Origin of the sequence: Pseudomonas sp. IT-P100, from assembly GCF_949767185.1 — a bacterium.
GTDB classification, from domain to species: domain Bacteria; phylum Pseudomonadota; class Gammaproteobacteria; order Pseudomonadales; family Pseudomonadaceae; genus Aquipseudomonas; species Aquipseudomonas fluorescens_B.
Map to the genome: position 1 here is coordinate 728,205 of NZ_CATKQK010000011.1, position 20,611 is coordinate 748,815.

At 58.5% G+C, this 20,611-nt stretch carries 20 protein-coding genes; 6 read left to right on the plus strand and 14 right to left on the minus strand.

Annotated features, from left to right (window positions below):
* Positions 1-10: 10 nt before the first annotated feature.
* Positions 11-457 carry a protein TolR gene (tolR, locus tag ACM6IQ_RS11775; RefSeq protein ID WP_017337900.1) on the plus strand — a complete coding sequence of 149 codons (447 nt, stop codon included), beginning with the start codon at positions 11-13 and terminating at the stop codon, positions 455-457.
* Entirely contained in the window at positions 454-1,260 is an 807-nt protein-coding gene (locus ACM6IQ_RS11780; RefSeq protein ID WP_414878838.1) for a TonB family protein, read from the plus strand. The genes tolR and ACM6IQ_RS11780 overlap by 4 nt, the downstream gene beginning before the upstream one ends.
* Positions 1,261-1,309: 49 nt before the next feature.
* Here the strand turns inward: ACM6IQ_RS11780 and ACM6IQ_RS11785 are convergent, their stop codons facing one another.
* From ACM6IQ_RS11785 to ACM6IQ_RS11815, 7 genes are all read right to left on the minus strand, one after another.
* Positions 1,310-1,657: a DUF6124 family protein gene (locus ACM6IQ_RS11785; protein ID WP_414878839.1), complete on the minus strand. Its 348-nt coding sequence runs from the start codon at positions 1,655-1,657 to the stop codon at positions 1,310-1,312.
* A 348-nt stretch (positions 1,658-2,005) separates the two neighbouring features.
* On the minus strand, positions 2,006-4,189 hold the full coding sequence (locus tag ACM6IQ_RS11790) for a lipase family protein (RefSeq protein WP_414878840.1): 2,184 nt from the start codon (positions 4,187-4,189) through the stop codon (positions 2,006-2,008).
* A 12-nt stretch (positions 4,190-4,201) separates the two neighbouring features.
* Entirely contained in the window at positions 4,202-4,996 is a 795-nt protein-coding gene (locus ACM6IQ_RS11795) for a hypothetical protein (protein ID WP_017337904.1), read from the minus strand.
* 13 nt (positions 4,997-5,009) lie between these two features.
* Entirely contained in the window at positions 5,010-5,804 is a 795-nt protein-coding gene (locus ACM6IQ_RS11800) for a hypothetical protein (RefSeq protein WP_414878986.1), read from the minus strand.
* 13 nt (positions 5,805-5,817) lie between these two features.
* Positions 5,818-6,591 (minus strand): hypothetical protein, encoded by a 774-nt coding sequence (locus tag ACM6IQ_RS11805; RefSeq protein WP_414878841.1) that lies wholly within the window; start codon positions 6,589-6,591, stop codon positions 5,818-5,820.
* Entirely contained in the window at positions 6,588-7,442 is an 855-nt protein-coding gene (locus ACM6IQ_RS11810; protein ID WP_414878842.1) for a DUF4123 domain-containing protein, read from the minus strand. The genes ACM6IQ_RS11805 and ACM6IQ_RS11810 overlap by 4 nt, the downstream gene beginning before the upstream one ends.
* Positions 7,439-9,508, minus strand: a complete 2,070-nt coding sequence (locus tag ACM6IQ_RS11815; RefSeq protein ID WP_414878843.1) for a type VI secretion system tip protein VgrG — start codon at positions 9,506-9,508, stop codon at positions 7,439-7,441. Before ACM6IQ_RS11815 ends, ACM6IQ_RS11810 begins: the two co-directional genes overlap by 4 nt.
* 292 nt (positions 9,509-9,800) lie before the next feature.
* Between ACM6IQ_RS11815 and ACM6IQ_RS11820 the strand changes: the two genes are divergently transcribed.
* Positions 9,801-11,027: an RtcB family protein gene (locus tag ACM6IQ_RS11820; RefSeq protein WP_414878844.1), complete on the plus strand. Its 1,227-nt coding sequence runs from the start codon at positions 9,801-9,803 to the stop codon at positions 11,025-11,027.
* A 7-nt stretch (positions 11,028-11,034) separates the two neighbouring features.
* On the opposite strand, the gene ACM6IQ_RS11825 is transcribed toward ACM6IQ_RS11820, so the two are convergent.
* The 4 genes from ACM6IQ_RS11825 to ACM6IQ_RS11840 form a co-directional block, all read right to left on the minus strand.
* Complete coding sequence (locus tag ACM6IQ_RS11825; RefSeq protein WP_414878994.1) at positions 11,035-11,160, minus strand: hypothetical protein; 126 nt, start codon at positions 11,158-11,160, stop codon at positions 11,035-11,037.
* A gap of 118 nt (positions 11,161-11,278) precedes the next feature.
* A complete protein-coding gene (locus ACM6IQ_RS11830) occupies positions 11,279-11,692 on the minus strand; it encodes a VOC family protein (RefSeq protein WP_414878845.1) in 414 nt (137 codons plus the stop codon).
* A 165-nt stretch (positions 11,693-11,857) separates the two neighbouring features.
* Complete coding sequence (locus ACM6IQ_RS11835) at positions 11,858-12,460, minus strand: TetR/AcrR family transcriptional regulator (RefSeq protein WP_414878846.1); 603 nt, start codon at positions 12,458-12,460, stop codon at positions 11,858-11,860.
* On the minus strand, positions 12,447-13,298 hold the full coding sequence (locus ACM6IQ_RS11840; RefSeq protein WP_017337914.1) for a 3-hydroxybutyryl-CoA dehydrogenase: 852 nt from the start codon (positions 13,296-13,298) through the stop codon (positions 12,447-12,449). Before ACM6IQ_RS11840 ends, ACM6IQ_RS11835 begins: the two co-directional genes overlap by 14 nt.
* A gap of 168 nt (positions 13,299-13,466) precedes the next feature.
* On the opposite strand from ACM6IQ_RS11840, the gene ACM6IQ_RS11845 reads away from it, so the two are divergent.
* From ACM6IQ_RS11845 to ACM6IQ_RS11855, 3 genes are all read left to right on the plus strand, one after another.
* Entirely contained in the window at positions 13,467-14,495 is a 1,029-nt protein-coding gene (locus ACM6IQ_RS11845) for an AraC family transcriptional regulator (protein WP_414878847.1), read from the plus strand.
* Positions 14,496-14,664: 169 nt separating this feature from the next.
* Complete coding sequence (locus ACM6IQ_RS11850) at positions 14,665-15,261, plus strand: DUF6338 family protein (protein WP_414878848.1); 597 nt, start codon at positions 14,665-14,667, stop codon at positions 15,259-15,261.
* A 162-nt stretch (positions 15,262-15,423) separates the two neighbouring features.
* A complete protein-coding gene (locus tag ACM6IQ_RS11855; RefSeq protein WP_414878849.1) occupies positions 15,424-17,238 on the plus strand; it encodes an ABC transporter ATP-binding protein in 1,815 nt (604 codons plus the stop codon).
* A gap of 3 nt (positions 17,239-17,241) precedes the next feature.
* Here ACM6IQ_RS11855 and ACM6IQ_RS11860 read toward each other — a convergent pair whose 3' ends face one another.
* From ACM6IQ_RS11860 to ACM6IQ_RS11870, 3 genes are all read right to left on the minus strand, one after another.
* Entirely contained in the window at positions 17,242-18,198 is a 957-nt protein-coding gene (locus tag ACM6IQ_RS11860; RefSeq protein ID WP_017337918.1) for an alpha/beta hydrolase, read from the minus strand.
* A gap of 99 nt (positions 18,199-18,297) precedes the next feature.
* Positions 18,298-19,296 carry an NAD(P)H-quinone oxidoreductase gene (locus tag ACM6IQ_RS11865; protein WP_017337919.1) on the minus strand — a complete coding sequence of 333 codons (999 nt, stop codon included), beginning with the start codon at positions 19,294-19,296 and terminating at the stop codon, positions 18,298-18,300.
* Positions 19,297-19,353: 57 nt separating this feature from the next.
* Positions 19,354-20,565, minus strand: a complete 1,212-nt coding sequence (locus tag ACM6IQ_RS11870) for a YbfB/YjiJ family MFS transporter (protein WP_414878850.1) — start codon at positions 20,563-20,565, stop codon at positions 19,354-19,356.
* Positions 20,566-20,611 lie beyond the last annotated feature (46 nt).

Genomic DNA, 20,611 nt, shown 5'->3' on the forward strand with positions numbered 1-20,611 from the left:
GAGCGTGAAGATGCTGATCAAACCGCAACGCAAACACGGACCCAAGGCCGAAATGAACGTGGTGCCGTACATCGACGTGATGTTGGTGCTGCTGGTGATTTTCATGGTCACGGCGCCGATGCTGACCCAAGGTGTAAAGATCGAACTGCCCAAGGTTGCCAGTGAAGCCCTGGCCACTGACACGCGTCAGCAAATCCTCACGTTGTCGGTGAAGGCCGAGGGTGGTTACTACTGGAATGTCGGCGGTGAACTCGACACTCAACACCAGACCGACAGTGCGGTGAGCCTTGACGACATGCGGGCGAAAGTGGCGCAAATCGTCGCCGAGCGCCACGACACTCAGGTCTACATTCGCGCCGACAAGGACGCCGGTTATGGCAGCGTGGTCGCGGCCATGGCGGCGTTGCAGCAGGGCGGAGTCAGCAACCTCGGGCTGGTGACCGAGGCCCCGCAATGACGGCGATGATCATGCACAGTCCTTCCATGACGTTGCTGCCCGGTGCTCGCAGCGGCTTCTGGCAGAACAGTCTGGCGGCGAGCCTGGCGGTGGCGTTGCACGCGGCCGTCCTCGCGTTGCTGGTGCACGGTTGGTCGCCGCAGAAGCCGCCCGTCGAACCGCCTTCTGTGCTGAGAACCCAACTGGTGATGTTGCCGCCGGCGCCGCAACCTGTGGCACCCGAACCGGCACCGGCGTTGGTCGAGCCATCACCGCCCGAACCGATTGCTCCGGCTCCCGTCAAACCCGCCATCGACCCACAGATCCAGGCGCAGAAACTCGAACAAGCTGCGTTGGCGCGCAAACGGGTCGAAGACAAAAAGCGCGAGCTTCAGGCCGAGCAACAACGCCAGCGCCTTGAGTCGGAAAAACGCACTCGCGAGGCTGAACAACAACGCCTCGCCGAGCAGCAAGTGCAACAGGCGCATCAAGCCGAACAGGCCCGGTTGAACGCCGAACGCGCTCGCCAGCAAGCGGCCCAGGTCGCCGCCAACAGTCGCCAGTACCTGCCCTTGAGCAAGGAAGCGCCGGACTACCCGCAACGGGCGCTGGACAAGAACATCGAAGGCGATTGCACCGTGGAATATACGGTCAACCCCCAAGGAAAGGTTGAGAATCCCAAGGTGCTCGACGGCTGTCATCCGCTGTTCATGCGTCCGTCGTTGGCGGCGGCCAACACCTTTCGTTATCAGCCGAAAGTCGTCGACGGCCAGGTGGTTTCGGTGCCGGCGGTGCGCAATACCTTTCATTATCGGATCAAGTGATTCGGTCAGTGGTGGTGACGAGGGCGCAGGCCCTCACCACAGGATAGGACTACTCGATTGGATCGAGTTGATCCAGCGCCCGGTTCACGTTGAGTTCGCCCAGCATGATCACTTGGGCAATGCCCAGCAGGGTATTGCGACTCGGCCCGAGCGTACGGTCCGCCAGATCCATGGTCATGACATGGGCCGAGGCCAGTGATTCGCAAGCGTGTCCCAAAAGGTCTTCGGTGTTGATGTGTGGATCGAGGGTGTACATCGTGCTCGGTGTTCGTGGGGTGGCACGGAGGTCGGCATAGGGGGGAATGCGCTCCGAGGTTTCGTCGGGTTTTTCCGGTTTGAAATTTTCGGAGGGGGATGTCGGATCGGTTTCCGGCGGATTGGGTGTTGGCTTAGGCATTTGATGGAGCTCCAGTACTATCTAAATGGAGCCATCACTCTCGCTACCAAACGAAGGGTGGTGGCCATGCACAGGTTGGTAGACCGGAGTACTGGAACCGGCGCCTTCGAAAAGGCCCTGCGCACGACCACCATAAAAGCCACGACCTAAATGGGCGCCAGCATATTGGAGCATTGTACGCAGTACTCCGGGCTACCAAACCCGATCACTGATTTTCAGCGACCGACCAACGATAGAACCCGGGCCCAAGGCGCACAAGCCGGCGGATTCTGGCGTAACCGTAGGCAATGACGCAAGACGCTGTAGCTTTCGCGAAGTAACCGGTAAGGCTTTTAAACACAGGCGTGTTTAACAGAACGAATCGATATCCAGCGTGTGCGGTGCACCGATGGTGTGCCCATAGATCGAAGCCGTCAGCGCGTCCCCCTCACGGTCTTCCGGCGCCATGGCGAACGGATCCTGGACCTTGTTTTCGGGATGCGCCAGCCAGCGATCGACGTTTTTCCTCAGATCTTCGGGTTGTTCTGACAGCGATCCGTAAAGCGCTTGTGCGCTAATCCTCTGAGGATGAATGCTTTTCAGGCGTGCGACGGTGGTCTCAATCCTGCTCTTTTCAAGGACGAGTGCGCGAATGTTGTTCTCCTGTGTGCGAGCGTAAGCCTCCGAACGTCCTCTTAAATCACGTTCTATCGCCCGCAGGTCAGTGGTGGCCTGTGCCAGTGAATTCTTGACCCACTCAAACTCGCTATCAGTGATCCGCGTACGTTTCTCGTCGTGCGCCTGCTTCCATCGCAGTAAAACCGCCCAGCACGCGGGAACGTAGCCACCGGTCATTGAATGATTCCCTGCCTGGAATATCTGCGCCAGCAATGGCGGCCGGTCCGGCAGCCCGTTTTTCTGCTGAATGGCCAAGGTGCACGCCGCATGTTGGGTGATGGTGTCGCAACCGGGTTCCCACATGAACGCGGACTTTTTCCCTCGTTCAAAATCCACCGGCATGAAGTGCTGCAACTTGCCATGGTGATCGTAGGGCTCACCCGTCCAGTTCGTGATGCCCGTAAAAAACACCGACATCCCGACCGGCACGTTAGCAAGCGTCAAAGCCAACCCCGTCGCGAAGACACCGGGCTTGGTGTCCATCCAGGTGCCCGGCACGCTCGGCACCGGGTCGTTGTGATTGACGACGCGGTGATGCACCAAGTCCTTCGCGCCTGCAACGAAGTTGGCATCGCCCGCGCGGGGGGCGCCGTAGGTGTAGAGCTGGAGGGTGTAGCCCTCAGTTCTGCGACGCAGCATTTCCGAAAGTATCAAGGCAACCGCACCACCTAGACTGTGGCCGCAAATGATGAGCTTCTGCCCGACATAGAATTTTTCAAGATAGTTAACAACAAATTCGTAGGCTTTCTGCGCAGCTTCGTAAAAACCTCGGTGCACTTTGCTGTCTGTGGCTTCAAACGGCACTTGGAGTGCATCGGCATCGCGCAGTCCATCCGCGATAAGCTCGTAGGTGCCACGTACCGCGATCAAAATCAGTTCGTCATTGTGGGTAATGAAAGCCTGGGTATCGGTGGCTCCTTGCTTGGCTCTATCGTCGAGAAAGTGAAGTTTTGCGGGGTGTTCCTGCTCGTCATTTCGTTCAGGGTCGTTTACTTCATAAAGGTTCGGATCAAACGGCACGATTTCAAAACGTTTGGAGTACGGCACATCCTCATACAGTGGGTAGAAGACTTTGTTTTGCGCCGCATCGACACGCCATAGCTCATCAGACTTTGCCAGCGCATCGCCGAACCAATTCCCAACGCTGGGCTGTTTCGGGAAGGTGACGGTTCGCGATTTCACAGGGTGTTTTTCGGGCTGCTGGCCAAATGGGCAATAACTTAAGGTGGCCATCAGCGCCAATTGATAAAGGTTCAATGCGCAGAATTCGGGGCTGGTCGACAACATCGGCCGAAGCGCCCGCATAGGCCGCACTTCCAATACGTTGTTTTTTTGCGGTATCAGAGCGACGCCAAATTCACCGTGTTTGCCCATGAGCTTGGCCGTGCCCTCACGGTGATGATAATGGCGATAAACCTCTGGAGGTAGATGCGCGATCTCCATGACTAGATGCCGCACTTCCACTTGGAAGAATGCGTCGGCGCAGGCTTGTGCAGGATTCATTTTGGTACGGGTTGAGTCTTGATTTAGATAACGGGTTCCTTCGGCTCGTACTTGAAGTTCGGTTATCTCGAGCGGGTAGTGTGGTCGTTTTCTGAGGTCTTTATAAAGTTGATTAGCACCTTGGTATTTCTCATCAAACGTCAGCGAAACAGGCCCTGCAAAGTGGTTATCAACTTTGGCAGCACCGTTAGCGTCAAGATATCCCGTGTATTTCTTCCCCTCTGAATCGGTAACAACGTAAGCCAATCCTGCGTAAGGCTCGCCCGAGCCGCTCTCATCAACCAACTGAAAACTACTCCACTTACCTTGAGCCGGGCAGGCAAGCACGCGATTACTCAATCGTGACTCCATCTCTTTTTCAAATGATGTCATGTCAAAATCTCCTTATTCCGTGCAGCCGGGGTAAATGGTGCAGATGCGCCCATCCACCATTTTGAAGGTGCTGAAATCGGTGTAGTTACCATCGCAATAAGCACGTTCGTCTTCGAAGCCTTTGCCTAGGCAACGCTTCCAGCCACCGGGCACTGCCACCCATGTGTCGCCCCAGCCGGGTTTTTCCTCCTTGGCCAACATGATCTTCATTTTCACGGTCTTGCCTGGCAGTTGATCGAGGGTGTAAGCCGAAAATGGACGGCCACGTTTACGCTCTCCCTTTTCATCAGCTGCTTTGCAGTCGAGGATTTTTCTGAGGATGCGCGGCTTGCCTGAAGTGCGGAACAGCCACTGACAATGACCGTAAAAGACGCTTTCACCCGTTTCACTAAAGGTACCTTTGGACTGTTCCTTCAGTTCATGGCGAATAACAACCATGGCGCTTTCCCTACCGAAGTCGCCTCGATCTTTTCCATACGCCGAGTTGATCTCCAACTCGATGCGCCTAACGACCAACGGGCAGCCCTTGCGCGTAATGCGGATCTCTACTTCAGAATCAGGTTTGTATTCTTTTCGCCACTGGCTATTGAAAACCGGCGCCAAGTTGTCTTTCGTTTCGACAGTGCAGGTTTCACCTTCGGCGGGTTCGTAGTAAACCGCAGCGACGTATGCAAAATCGGGCGGTAAATCGGCGGTAAAGGTGAATGTATTCGGCTGACTCTTGGCACAGCCGGTGATTAATGTGATGCAGCAAGCCAACGCAGCAAATTTCAGCGTCAACTTTTGCTGTGAAGAAAAAATACGCATGTGATTAATGTCCTTATTCCGTGCAGCCGGGGTAGATGGTGCAGATGCGGCCATCTGGCATTTTGAAAGTGCTGAAATCAGAGTGATTTCCAAAACAGAAAGCATCCTGATCTTCAAAATTTTTCCCCATGCAACGCTTCCAGCCACCGGGCACTTCGACCCAGGTGTCACCCCAGCCAGGTCTTTCCTTCGTGGCCAACGTGATCTTAATCTTCACGGTCTTCCCAGGTAGCTGATCAAGGGTGTACGCCGCAAATGGGCGCCCACGCCCTAGTTGGCCCTGTGCGTCGGTCGTTTTGCAGTCGAGGATTTTAACGATGCGTCGCTGAGCACCCGCAGTGCGAAACAGCCACTGGCACTGACCGTAAAAGACACTTTCACCCGCTTCACTAAAAATGCCTTTGGATTGCTCCTTCAGTTCATGGCGAATAACAACCATGGCGCTTTCCCTTCCGAAGTCGCCTCGATCTTTTCCATACGCCGAGTTGATCTCCAGTTCGATGCGCCTAACGACCAACGGGCAGCCCTTGCGCGTTATATGAATCTCTATTTCGGAATCGGGTTTGTATTCTTTTCGCCATTGGTCATTGAAAACCGGCGCCAAGTTGTCCTTTGTTGCAACAGTGCAGGCCTCACCTTCGGCGGGTACGTAGTAAACCGCTGCGACGTATGCAAAATCAGGCGGTAAATCGGCGGTGAAGGTGAATGTGTTCGGCTGACTCTTGGCACAGCCGGTGATTAATGTGATGCAGCAAGCCAACGGAGCAAATTTCAGCGTTGACTTCGCCGGTGAAGAAAAAATCGGCATGTGATTAATGTCCTTATTCTGTGCAGCCCGGGTAAATGGTGCATTGCCTTCCATCCGGCATCCGGAAACTGCTGAAGTCTTTGAAGTTGCCGAAGCAAAAGGCGTACTGGTCTTCAAAGTTGTCTCCCATACAGCGCTTCCAACCTTTGGGAAGTTTTACCCAGGTATCGCCCATATAAGGTCTTTCCTCGCCAGCCAACGTAATCTTCATCTTCACGGTCTTACCCGGTAGCTGATCAAGGCTGTACCCCGAAACTGGGTGGCCTTGTTCCGGCTCTCCTCGGGCGTTCGCTGCTTTGCAATCGAGAATTTTGACAATGCGTCGCTGCGCACCCGAAGTGCGAAACAGCCACTGACAATGGCCGTAGAAAGTGCTTTCGCCGGCGTCACTGAACGTGCCTTTGTATTGTTCCTCCAGATCATCGCGGATGATGACCATTGCGCTGTCCCCACCGAAGTCCCCCCGATGTGTCCAATAGGAAGCGTTGATATCCAGCCTGATACGCCTGATCACCAGCGGACAGCCACTGATTGTCCGGTACATGGCAATTTCAGAATTCGGCGTGTAACTTTCACGCCACTTCATGTTGTACCCGACAGCTGTATTTCTTCCGCCCGGCACGGTGCAGGTTTCTCCTTTGGCCGGCACATACTCGGCGATGGCCTTGTAGGCAAAGTTGGGTGGCAAATCAGCAGTGAAAGTGAATGTGTCCGGCTGCCCGGTAGAGCAACCCGTGACCAACCCAAGACAACAAGCCACAACTGCGATTTCTGATATCCATTTCATATCGGCACATCCCCCCGCCAAAACCCCACCAACTGCCGCACCCGCTCAAAGTGCTCCACCGGACTCTCATCACCCCGCACCTCCCACTCCGGGGGCAAAGTAAAACCCGGCGCTTGCAAACTCTGAATCAACAGAAATTCCAGTTGCTCTGGCTCCAACCAGCCCCACGTGTCTGCCAGCGCTAAACGCTCACGCAACCACGCATCAGGGTCATGCTCTTCGGCGAGATTGACGTAGGCCTCAACATGCTCGGCCAGCAAATAACGATGGGCGTTGAGCCGGCGAATTTCCGAGGCCTGCGGCTGGGGCAGGGGTGTGCGCAACCAGAGCGGCTGGTCCGGCACGGGGTACGTTCCGGGGATAGGATTGTGAGCTGTGTTCCAGGCAGCGCCGTCCCAGTAGCAGACGCTGATCGCCGGCCCAAGAAAGGCTGGATATTCTTCAGGCGGCAGGTGTTTCAGCGCTCGACTCAGCACTCGATTGTCGTGAAAGCGATACAGCGCCTGATAGGGACGCGTCCCGACAATCAATCGCTGTTGCCAGTGATTGACCAACCCGCGTAACGCACCTTTTTCGACGCTCGCGAGCCAGCCCCAGTTGCGTTCGGGATGATCCAGCAGTTCGTCGAAGCGCCGGTCGCCGGACTGTTCCAGGGTGAAGATGAACGGACCGGCATCGGCCAGGTTCGCGAGGGTTGTTGCGTTGTAGACGCTCAGATACTGGTCATGTCCGCTGGACTTCAACAACAGCTGACGGGTTTCACGCTCGTTCTGCGAGTCCAGCACCAGGCACAGTTCGCGGCCCAGGCGGCGCTGTTCGTTCATCCATTGGCGGGGGAGTGTGTGGGTCATGCGGCAGCTCCTTCCGTTGGGCAGAAGCCATCACGACACGCTTCGCAAAGGGGGCAGAGGTCCGCCGCCAACGCGTTGCTTGCCGCCATCAGTGCGGGCTGGGACGACGCGAGCATGGGCGGCAATTCAGGTGGCACGGACAAGCCATCGACTGAGCGCGGCATTGCTATCGAGGCGGCTGGCGCGCGCATCGGAGCGCCACCGATCTGGAGTTCGCTGCTGCCGAAAATTCCGCCGCCGCCTACCTGTAAATGTTCTCCACCGGCTTCGATCGAGAACTGGGTCCTGGCCTTCAGAATGATCAGATCGGCTTCAATAACAACCGCCCGGCCAGCGCTGAGTGCCTGGGTTTGATCTACGTGAGTGTGGCTGTTGCCGGCAACTTGCAGGTAGTCGTTGGCCTTGAGCTGTGTGTGCCGATCACCGCTGGTGGTGCGGTGTTCCGTGGCATGCAGCACGGTAACGCTGTCGCCCTTGACGGTGGTGCGCAGCTCGTTGCCGACCTCCAGGCGGCTGTCGTTTTCTATCCGTTGTTCCATGTCCCGCTGGGCGCGCAGGTAAATCAATTCCTGACCGGCGCGGTCTTCAATGTGCAGTTCGCTGAACCCCGTGCTGTCTGGCGAGCTGCGGGAGCGGAATACGCTGCGGGTTTTGTTGGCGGGTAATTCGTAGGGCACCGGGTTGGCACTGTTGTGCAGGCAGCCGCTGATCTCGGGATGGTCGGGGTCGCCGTCCTGAAAACTGACCTGGACCTCCATGCCGACTCTCGGCAAGGCGACCCCGCCAAAGGCGTTGCCGGCCAAAAGGGAGGAAACCCGCAGCCAGCAGCTGCTTTTATCGTCGTAGCGACCTTCGCGATCCCAGAAGAATTGCACCTTGACCCGACCGAAGTCGTCGCAGTGGATTTCCTCGCCTTTCGGTCCTGTGACCACGGCGCTTTGAACGCCGGCGATTCGTGGTTTGTCGTGGGTCAGCGGCGAGCGGTAGATCACGTCCCAAGGCGTGGCGAGGAACTGGTTGCGATAACCCTGAAAGCCGTTGTCATCGCCGGTGCCGGTGTAGGCCGCGTACTGTTGCAAGACTTGCGGTTGTGCACCTTCATGCTCGATTTCGGTCAGCAACCACAGGTCGTTCCATTCTTCGTCCGGGTGTTCAGCCAGCGGCAGGAAATGCCCGCAGAGCAGCATCGGTTGATCGCTCTTACCCCGTGCCACCCGGCACGCGGCGCCGTGACGTTCCTGTTCGCGTCGACTCAACAGCTTGCCGCGATCTCCCTGGGTAAAACGACCGGGGTACTGGTAATCCTCCAGATCCGCTTGAGTCCCGGACCTATCGGACCTGCTCTCGGCCTCCAGCAAGATGCGCGCTTTTTTGAAGTCGTAATCGCGGCGAGTGGTGCGGTGGGTGCCGACTCGCACTTGCACGTCAAAGTGCTTGATCACCGGTGTGTCGGCGACCAGGCCGTTGTCGTGTCTAAAGCGTGTCGGACGCTCGAGCCGGGGAAACACTGTCTGGTCGTCGCCGAACACCATCACATGTTTTTCGCGGCTGTGCTGGAAGTGGTAGTGCAGGCCTTCTTCCTGGCAGAGTCGCTCTATGAACGCTCTGTCGGACTCTTTGTACTGAACGCAGTACTCACGATCCGGGTAAACGCTGCCCAGTTGAAACTGGTGAAAGTCACGATGGATGCCGTGGCCGTCGAGCACCTGCGCGATGATTTGCGGAACGGTCATCTGTTGGAAAATACGGCAATTGGTGCGGTGGTCCAGGTACGCCAGCCTGGGCGCCAGTGTCACGCTGTAGCGGGTCAGGCCATGACCGAGACTGCCTTTGACCACGCCATGAATTTGCCCGTGAATGCCGTCGCCGGAACCGTTGAAAGCGAGAAAGGCTTGTTTGTGCAGCAGCTCATTCTGGTCCAGGTCTCGCCTGTCGCTGACCAGCTCGATCTCAAAGGCGAAAGGCTGGCTGATGAGCTCTTTGCCGGTGAACTTGAGCACCTGAAGGTCATGTTGAATGTCGTTGATCGCAAGGCTGAAACGGGCACGAGGGTTTGCATTAACCATCCAGGTTTCCTTTTCCTGTGACGTGGCACAGGCTCCGGGACGTTGATGCAACGTGCGTAAATGACCTTCCCTGGTCAGATCACAATAGAACGTCCCGTAGCCGGGTTCTGTGCGAGGCTATCAAGGGGGCTTGGGAATTGATGTCAGACGGTTCCTAAACTGGCGTTACATGTCTGACAGACATGTTCGACGCGAGGGAATGTTCGCGTTCGCTGGGATACTATGAGGACTCAATGTACGGCTCAGTCATCAGAACAGGGCCGAAACATCGGCCACTGGAAAGCAGCGAATCATGCAAGACCGTACCTATCAATTGCTGGAAGTCGCCAATGGCAAACCGATCAAGCTCTGGACCGAAGGCGTTCCGGTAGAAAACGAAGCCCGGCAACAGTTGATCAACACCGCGAAGATGCCGTTTATCTTCAAACACCTGGCGGTGATGCCCGACGTGCACCTTGGCAAGGGCTCGACCATCGGCAGTGTGATTCCTACCGTGGGCGCGATCATCCCGGCCGCTGTCGGGGTGGATATTGGCTGCGGCATGATCGCCGCGCGCACGTCGCTGACCGCCGCTGATCTGCCGGATAACCTGCATGGTTTGCGGTGCGCGATCGAGAAGGCGGTTCCCCATGGGCGCACCGTCGGTCGTGGCGTCCGGGACACCGGTGCCTGGGGCAGCGTTCCCAGAGAGGCCGATCAAGCCTGGGCTGCCTTGAACCCACGGTTCAAGGCGATCACCGACAAGTACCCGAAACTCGCCAGCACCAACAATCGCGGGCACCTGGGCACGTTGGGCAGCGGTAATCATTTCATTGAGGTATGCCTGGATGAAGCCAACCGGGTCTGGTTCATGCTGCACAGCGGTTCACGCGGGGTTGGCAACGCCATTGGCAACCTGTTCATTCAGCTGGCTCAGAGCGACATGCGCCAGCACATCGCCAATCTGCCGGACCGTGACCTGGCCTACTTCAAAGAAGGCAGTCGGCATTTTGATGATTACGTTGAAACCGTCGGTTGGGCTCAGGATTTCGCCCGGCAGAACCGCGCGCTGATGATGCAATCGGTGATTCAGGCGACTCGGAAGGTGATCAGCAAGCCGTTCGACGTCGCCCTGGAGGCGGTGAACTGCCACCACAACTACGTGCAGAAAGAGCGGCATTTTGGTCAGGATGTTCTGGTGACCCGCAAAGGTGCGGTGTCGGCGCAGAAGGGTGAGCTGGGGATCATTCCAGGATCGATGGGGGCGAAAAGTTTCATCGTTCGCGGGCTCGGCAACGAGCAATCGTTCTGCTCCTGTAGCCACGGCGCTGGCCGCACCATGAGCCGTACGAAAGCGAAAAGCCTGTTCACCGTCGAAGATCAGATCCGCGCCACCGCCCACGTCGAGTGCCGAAAGGATGCGGCGGTGATCGATGAAATACCGATGGCCTACAAAAACATCGACCACGTGATGCACGCCCAGCGCGAACTGGTGGAAGTGCTGCATACCTTGCGTCAGGTGGTATGCGTGAAGGGGTAGCCGACCGCTAGCGGTACTTGATCACGATCCCTTTGAGTTTGCGCCCCTCGATGGTTCTTACATCGCGAGCCCAGAGCGGCCCATTGACATAGGCGCCCATGGCGGACGAAGGGGGCGCGTCATGAACAGGCATGGCGGATTTCCTCCGAAGGGCCGCGGCGAGGCGGGGTGGCCTGTTGACGGTAGCAGACGGCCCGGGGGGTTCCAGAACGCCCGACTTTTTCAGGTTGGGCGTTTGCTTGCCTGAAAAGTCACTGATCCTTCTCGCAATTGACCATCCATGACACACCAAACCGATCGACCAGCATCCCGAAACGTGCGGCCCAGAAGGTCGCTTCCAGGGGCATTTGCACGCTGCCGTCTTCCGCCAACGCATTGAAGACGCGCTCCGCCTCGGCAATGCTGTCGACATTCAGCGAGACCGAACAGCCGGCCATGTCATCCGTGGGGCGATCAGGGGTGGTATCCGACCCCATGATCGCCTGGTCGCCCACCGACAGACGGGTATGAATGATCAGGTTGTGCAGGTCTGCCGGGAAGTGCTCGCGCGCCGGGCTTTCGCTGAAGGTCATCATCATTTCGAGCTGGCCTTGGAGGGCCTGGGCATAGAAGGTGAACGCGGCTTTGCAGTCACCGTTGAAGATGAGGTAGGGATTGATTTTCATGTTTTACTCCCGGTGATAAAGGAGACAGAGGGAGGCGCTATTCACCTGCGGCTCTGCAATGGTTGGGCTCCATCAGCAAAGCGTTAGAGGTGGTAATTCGCAACATTCGTTTAGATGTTTTTCCTATTGGGCCGACGCGGCTTATGGCTTTGCGCAACTGCGCTTTCAGGCCACTGCGCGTGGCGCCGAGGGACGCAGCAAACGTTCAATGGCCCCGCCCACGAGATTTTCCAGCATCTCGACCCGCTCATGTTCCTCCAGCGCCTGGTGCGCCAGCCAGCTCGGCGCGCTGTTGAGAAGATTGGCGATAGCATGTGCGGCGGCACGTTGCGCCTGTTCGCTGAGGCGGGCGCGGGTGCCGAGCATCAGCAGTAATTTGCGTTCGTACTGTTCGCGCAACTGCTGAACGCGCGCCTGCTGCTCATCATTCAGGCAACCGCTGTCGCGTTCTGCCAGGCGGAAATGCCAGGGCATTTCCTGATGCAGATTCAGGTGTGCGCGGATCAGGTTTTGCAGTTTGTCGCGTTTCGCTGAAGCTTTTTGATCGATACGCCCCAGCGTCGACAGCAGTTCTTCATAGAACTCCTCGATCAGGTCGAGCAGCAAGTGCTGCTTGCTGGGGTAATGGTGATACAACGAGCCCGGGGCGAGCCCCAGGCACGTCGCGAGCTCACGCATGCCGACCTGCCCGAACCCCTTGCTGGCAAAAAGCTCCAGCACCTTGTCCCGGTATTCGGCGAAACGTGAGCAACGCTCAGGCATAGGCATGGAAGCCGCGCCCCGTTTTACGTCCCAGGTAGCCGGCGGCGACCATTTCCTTGAGCAGTGGCGCGGGACGGTATTTGCTGTCGTTGAAACCGTCGTAGAAGGCTTCGAGAATCGCCAGTACGGTGTCCAGGCCGATCAGGTCCGCCAGTGCCAGCGGGCCGATCGGCTGGTTGCAACCCAGGCGCATGCCGGCGTCGATGTCCTCGGCACTGGCCAGGCCTTCCTGAAACACCAGGATCGCTTCGTTGATCATCGGCACCAGAATCCGGTTGACCACAAAACCCGGACGATTGCCTGCGGTGATCGCGGTTTTGCCCAGGGTCGTGGCCATGTCCAGCGCCAGCGCGTGGGTCGCGTCGCTGGTTTGCAGGCCACGAATCACTTCGATCAGGCCCATCACCGGCACCGGGTTGAAGAAATGCAGGCCAATGAAACGCTCAGGCTGGCTGACACTGGCGGCGAGCTGGGTGATGGACAGCGATGACGTGTTGGAGGCGATGACACACTCGGTACTGACCTGCGCGGCGATCTGTTGCAGCACACGCAGTTTCAGATCAAGGTTTTCGGTGGCGGCTTCGATCACCAGTTGCACGTTCTGCAAACTAGCGTAATCGGTGCTGGTGCGGATCTTGTCGAGGGCGGCGAGCTTTTGCTCCTGGGTCAGCGTGTCTTTGCTGACCTGCCTGTCGAGATTTTTACCGACGGTCGCGAGTGCCTTTTGCAAAGCGCTCTCGGAGATGTCGATCAAGGTCACATTGAAACCCGCCAGGGCACAGACTTGCGCGATGCCGTTGCCCATGGTGCCAGCGCCGATCACGCCGATGTTTTGCAGATTCATGTCACACGTCCTTCCGGTCAAACCCTGCGATACCTTGGCCGAGGCAACGGCCGAAGGCGTACTATTGGCCGCGAGTCTAGAACCGGCGGGGCGGTTGTCCTATGCCGAAACTGTTCAACGGTGCTGGTGTTTTTTGCCATTCGGGTAATTGGGGAGCGAAGCGTTCAGATGCGGGAAAAGGACTCGGTGGCCGCCTACTTTGTGCAGGCGATGATCCATGGGCTGGGGGACGACCCGCAGCGACGGCGGGCTGCGCTGGAGCAGGCAGGCATCGATCCGGCGTTGATCGAACAGCCCGTGGCGCGGGTGCCGGCCAGTGCGTTCGCTGCACTCTGGCTGATCCAGATCCGCGAGCTCGACGACGAGTTCTTCCGGCTCGACTCCCACGGGATGCCGCCGGGCAGCTTCGCCCTGATATGCCGAGCCTTGATTCAGGAGCCCGATCTGCACAAAGCCCTGCGCCAGTGCCTGAGCAACTTTGCGCTGTTCCTTCGCGACTTTCGCGGCACGCTGGCGGTGCGCGGCAAACGTGCGGTCATCAGCCTGGATACCTGCGCGCAAAACGATGATGTGGCGCGTTTGGGCGAAGAGACGTTTCTGGTGCTGATGATCAGCCTGCTGTGCTGGCTGGGCGGTCGGCGCATCCCCATCGATCGTGCGGATTTTCGTCATGAACGCGTGGCCCTCAGCGATGATCGTTTGCTCTGGGGCCCCAACCTGACTTTCGGCGCCGAGCGCACCGAAATCGAATTCGCCAGCCACTACCTGCGCCTGCCGGTGGTTCAGGACCTCGCCTCCCTGAAAGTGTTTCTGCGTACCGCGCCGCAATGGCTGGTGATCCGCTTCCGCAACCAGCATGGCCTGGCGTCGCAGGTTCATCAGCGTTTGCGCCACAGTCATTACAGCCAGTGGCCGACCCTGCAAGCCTTCGCCCTGGAACAACACCTCAGCCCCAGCACCTTTCGTCGCAAGCTGGAGCGTGAAGGGTGTTCGTATCAGGAGATCAAGGACGAAGTGCGCCGCGGCGTGGCGTTTGAACAGTTGCGTCAGAGCAAGGCCAGCATTGGTGACATTGCCGAACAACTGGGTTTTCAGGAGCCGAGTGCGTTTCATCGGGCGTTCAAGAAGTGGACGGGGGAGAGTCCGGGGCGGTATCGGGCGCGGTTTCAGGAGCACATGACGTCGGATCTGGATTGAGTTTTTGTCCAGTTTTTCTTTGTTAAATGTAGGAGGATTTTCGGCTTGTAGTCCCGCTTGTAGTCCCGACATTTCTTGTGACGAGCCTCCATTTTCAATGGATGACACAGGCTGTTGTAGTGCTGTATTTATTTGCGCCAGCTCGAACTTTTCAATGGATTGGAATGGCATGGATGGCTTGGTCAAGGAAGTGATTCCGTTACTTCAGTATTTGCTCCCGGGTTTTTTGGCGGCCTGGATTTTTTACTCGCTGACGGCGTTCAAACGGCCGGATACCTTTGGGCAGATCGTCCAGGCGTTGATTTTTACGTTTGTGATTCAGTCGCTGGTTGTCGGTTTGGGAGCGTTGCTGCTTTTAACGGGGGAGCGTTTTTTCTCAGTCGGCGCGTGGGACAGGAAATCGGAGGCTCTGTGGTCTGCTGTGATAGCGGTGCTGTTGGGCTTTCTATCCTGTCACATCGCTAGCAGCGACAAGCTTCACGCTTTACTGCGGAAGCTGAAAATCACCACGCAATCTTCATATCCTTGCGAGTGGTACAGCGCTTTTTTATCGCGGAAAAGATATGTAGTGCTGCATTTGGTAGATAGCAAACGCCTGTTTGGCTGGCCAACAGAATGGCCGTCGGAACCTGCACGAGGACAATTCGTTCTCGAGTACCCTAGCTGGATTGATGGTGCAAACAAACCGTTTCACACCGGGATCGAAGTCATTGTTATTGATGTTTCAAAGGTACAGTGGGTCGAGTTCACAAAAACAACAGGGTGATTAAATGACAAGCAAAGCACCGCAAGAAATGCCGGCTGAACTTCGGCGGTTAATGGAGGAGTGGCACAATGGTGGCCCTCCACCCCCCGGGCTGGTTATTCCCCTCGGTCCTCCACCTTCAAGAAGACCCTTCGAGAAACCACGCAAGCGCAGCAGATAAACATGCCTGCGAGCCTCTCCCGCATCACCTCCTTGCTCGACCAGGCCAGACGCGCCTTGCTCCTTGTCTGGGGAACCTCTCGCGGGTTGTTTCTGGGCCTGGTACTGGCCACCCTGATCGCTGGCATGCTCCCCGCGCTGGCCGCCTGGCTGGGCCAGCGCATCGTCGATGCCGTGGTGTTCGCCATGCAGTTGCATGCGCAGCAGGGCAGTGCGCCATTATGGCCGGTCGTGCGTTACGTGCTGTTTGAAGCCGGTGTGCTTGCTTTGCTGTCCGGGGCGCAACGGGCGCTGTCAGTGCAGCAGTCGTTGTTGCGGGTGCAGTTGGGGCAAAAGGTCAACACAATGATTCTGGAGAAAGCCCAGACGTTGTCGTTGGTGCAGTTCGAAAATTCGGAGTTCTACGACAAGCTGGTTCGGGTGCGGCGCGAGGCGTCGACCCGGCCGCTGGCGCTGGTGATGAAGTCGCTGGGGCTGATCCAGAACCTGATCGTGCTGATCAGCTTCGGCGTGTTGCTGGTGCATTTTTCGCCGTGGGCGCTGGTGCTGTTGGTGGTCGGCGCATTGCCGGTATTTTTTGCCGAAGCGCATTTCTCCGGTGACGCTTTCAGGCTCTTCACCCGCCGTGCGCCGGAGAGTCGGCAGCAGAACTACATCGAGACGCTGCTCTCCCACGAGGCGTACATCAAGGAGGTCAAGCTGTTCGGTTTCGCGCCGCTGCTGTTGAAGCGGTATCGCGAGACGTTCGCGCGACTCTACGCCGAGGACCGCCGGTTGACCTTGCGCCGGGATGGCTGGGGTTTTGTGCTGGGGTTGCTGGGCACGGGGGCGTTTTACCTGGCTTACGCGTGGGTGGTGGTCGACACCGTTCACGGCAGTATCAGCCTCGGCCAGATGACCATGTACCTGGTGCTGTTCAAGCAAGGGCAGACCGCGGTGAGCAGTAGCTTGAGCGCCATCAGCGGTCTTTACGAAGATGGCCTGTACCTGTCGAGTCTTTATGAATACCTGGCTGAACCCGTCGTCGTGGATACCGGGCATCTCACCGAGGGTGCACTGCCCGGCGATGGTTTGCGGTTCGAGAACGTCGGGTTCTGTTATCCGGGCGCGAGCCGCCCTGCGCTGGAGGGCATCGATCTGCACCTCGTGCCGGGGCACAGTGTGGCGCTGGTGGGGGAGAACGGTTCAGGCAAGACCACGCTGATCAAGTTGCTGACCCGTCTGTACCGTCCCGATAAGGGCCGAATTCTACTGGACGGCAGCGATTTGCAGGCGTGGGAAGAAGGTGCACTGCGTCGGCGTATTGGTGTGATTTTTCAGGATTACATCCGTTACCAGTTCTCCGTGGGCGAGAACATTGGCGTCGGTGATACGTTGGCGTTCAACGATGAACAACGTTGGCAGGCGGCCGCCGCCGAGGGCATGGCTGCGCCTTTCATCGAGCGTCTGGATCGCGGCTATGCCACGCAATTGGGCCGCTGGTTTGCGGGGGGCCAGGAATTGTCCGGCGGGCAATGGCAGAAGATCGCCTTGTCCCGCGCTTACATGCGCCGTGATGCCGACATACTGATTCTGGATGAGCCGACTTCAGCCCTCGATCCGGCGGCGGAGGCGGCGGTGTTCGAACATTTCAGCGAGCACACCGAAGGTCGCATGACGCTGCTGATTTCCCACCGGTTTTCCAGCGTGCGCAACGCCGACCACATCATCGTGCTGGATCAGGGGGCGATCCTCGAGCGCGGCGACCATGACAGTCTGGTGGCGGCGGGCGGGCGTTATGCGCAGTTGTTCAAGCTGCAGGCGCAAGGTTATCGATAGTCTTCAGGAATCCTGAGTACCGCGAGTCAGCGCCGGCCCGGCCATCTGCGGCGGCTTTGCCTTCATCAAGCCTTCAAGTGCCTGGCGATACTGGTTGCCGCCCAGGCTCATGCTGTTGTTGTGCGTACCGCCCGGCACCAGCAGCAGGCGTTTGGGTTCGCTGGCAGCATTGAACAACTGCTGGCTGAATCGCGAGGGCATGAACGCGTCGGCCAGGCCATGGACCACCAGCAGCGGCATATCGATGTCGACGATCTTGTCGATGGAATCGAATTTCTGCGAAAGCAACCAGCGCACGGGCAGCCATTTCACCGGCAGGTTGCTTTCGGCCACCTGCGCCACGGCATCGCCCAGCGACGTGAAGGTGGACTCGATGACCAGACCGCGCACCGGAACGGCGGCGTGGTCTTTTTTCGCCTGTGCGGCAAGGTCAGCCGCCAGGTCGATGGCCACGGCACCGCCGAGGGAGTGGCCGTAGATCAGGCGCTTGCCGGCGTCGGGTTGCATCGTCTTGAAGCGCTCCCAGGCGGCTCGGGCGTCTTCATACACGCTGGCCTCCGATGGCAGGTCCCCCTTGCTCTGACCAAACCCACGGTAATCGATGGCCAGCACTGAATAGCCCATGGCGCGCAATTGCTCGATACGGAACGCCTGCCCCGTCAGATTCCAGCGCACGCCATGCAGATAGAGGATCGACGGTGCATCCCGCCGCGCGGCGGGCCACCACCAGGCATGCAGGTTTTGCCCGCCTTTGAAGCTTGCGGACTTGATGTCGAACTCCTGAACGTCCTTTGGCAAGCCGCGATACCAGCCAGCGGTGCCCGGCTCGATACGAAACAGCAGCTCGCGTTCGGTGTGCTCAAGCACCCCGCAACTCACGGGCAGACCGACAACCAGCCCGGCCATGCACAGCAAGGGCAGCCAGCGTCGGCGAAGACGGGTGAGCAGGGAGGAGGCCATTGGGTGGTCCATCGGTAAAAAACTGAAGTTCGTTTTTTAACAGAAGCGCAGCGGGGGCGGGAATAATTTCGACAGTCGTTCACGGCCCCCTGTGGCAGATCAATCCACCCGCAACACAATCTTGCCAATGTGATCGCCACCTTCCATCCGCGCATGAGCCTGTGCCGCATCAGCCAGTGGATAGACCTTGTCGATCATCGGCAGACAACGCCCGGCAGCCAATACCGGCCAGACGTACTCGCGCAGTTGCTCGGCGATCGAGGCTTTTTCTTCGCGGGTCCGCGAGCGCATCAGTGAGCCGGTGATCGTCGCGCGTTTGCTCATGATCGCCATCAGGTCGACGTCTTTGGCGTGGGCGCCGCCGAGAAAGCCCAGCATCACCAGTCGACCCTCCATGCCCAGCGCCGCGATGTTCGAGTTCAGGTACGAGCCGCCCATGATGTCGAGAATCACATTGACGCCTTTGCCGGCGGTTTTTTCCTGAATCACCTGGACGAAATCCTGGTCGCGGTAGTTGATCGCCTCCGCGCCCAGCTTGCGGATCGCCGCGCACTTTTCCTCACTGCCTGCCGTGGCGAATGCCTTGACGCCGAACTCGCGACACAACATCAAGGCCGTCGTGCCGATGCCGCTGGTGCCGCCGTGAATCAATGCTCGCTGGCCTTTGCTGGCGCCACCCATGTCGAACAGATTCGCCCACACCGTGAAGAACGTTTCCGGGACCGCCGCCGCTTGCACCCAATCCATGCCTTGAGGAATCGGCAATGTCTGGCTGGCCGGTGCGACGCAGTATTGTGCGTAGCCGCCGCCATTGGTCAGCGCGCAGACGTTGTCGCCGACGATGAATTCGCTCACGTCTTTACCGACTGCAACCACTTCGCCGGCCACTTCCAGGCCGGGGATCGGGCTCATGCCGGGTTTCATCGGGTACTTGCCGGCCCGTTGGATCACGTCGGGGCGATTGACCCCGGCGGCATGCACGCGAATCAGCACTTCGCCCACACCGGCGGTGGGGACCGCTTCCTGGCGCGGCTTCAACACCTCGGGCCCGCCGGGTTCGGTGATTTCAATCAGGGTCATGGTTTGGGGCAGATTCATGGGCGCGTCCTGTCTGGAGGTGTTCAGTAAATGGGACCACTTCAAGGTGGCAGTGACTCAGTTCAATGCCGATTGCAGCCGATCGTGGCGGTTCAGCAGGCGCATGCCCGGTTCCAGCAGCAGCGCCACGACAATGGCTCCCGCCGCGATGATGAACAACAACCCGTGATGCCCGCCGCTGGCGTTGAACAATGCTGAATAGGCAAACCCGGCAATTGCCTGGAATGTAGCAAACGACACGGTGGCGCGACTCCAGGCAATTTGCTGCGGGTGATGGTGCGGGATCAGTTCGTGAACGCGGGCCAGTGCCAGCGGAACGATGCCCGGCGGGAACGAGCCGAGGATCACTGCCAGCAAGGCCAGGGCGGTGAATGAGCTGGAAATCGACAGCAGACCCACGGCAAGCGCCTGTACCACCAGCACCAGGCGAATGCTCAACCGTGCGCACAGTTTGTCGGCCAGGAAACCGTAGCTCACCGGACCGATAATCGCGCCGATACCGTACATCACCCAAATCAGCGCACCCACATGCGACCCGGCACCGAGCCCGCGAGCGACATAATCCACCAGAAACACCATGGCGGGTACGAGGCCGGCCGCCATGAATGCGTACTGGGCAAACAACAGATAAACCCGTGGATCGGTCGGCGCACTGAATTCTTCGTCAGACGGCATGACAGTTGCCGGATGCGCAGCTGACGGCCAACCGAACCAGCTTGCGGCGGTCAGCACCAGCGCAATCAAACCGAGACCGAACCAGGTGTTCTGCAAACCCAGGCTCAGCAGCGGCGGAACAATCGTCCCCGATCCGGCAATGCCCAAACCGATACCCAGAAAAATCGCGCCGCTGGCCAATCCTCGGCGGGTGACCGGCACATGCGGCAGCACGGTCGCGGCGACCAGTACCATGATCGCGCCACCGGCGATGCCCGACAGCAGGCGCCAGCCGAAGAACCAGCTCACCGACAGCGGAAAGCCACAGGCGAAAAACGACAGCGTCACCGCCAGCATCATCAGGCGCAGCGCGGTTTTGTTGGAGGTGCGGCGGGCCAGCGGATGGCCGATCAGTGCGCCGATCAGGTAGCCAACCAGGTTGGCGGCACCGAGGTACACCACGTCGCTGGTGGAAAACCAGTGCGCCTGGATCAACGAAGGAATCAACGGCGTGTAGGCAAACCGCGCCAGCCCGATGCTGACCAAGCTGGCGCAAAGACCGGCGAATATAGGCAGCCATATCGCGCTGCGCGGAGTGGATGATGTGCTGAGCATGGGGGCTGTCCTGCAGGTTTATTTCAGGTGCCCAGCTTATCCAGGT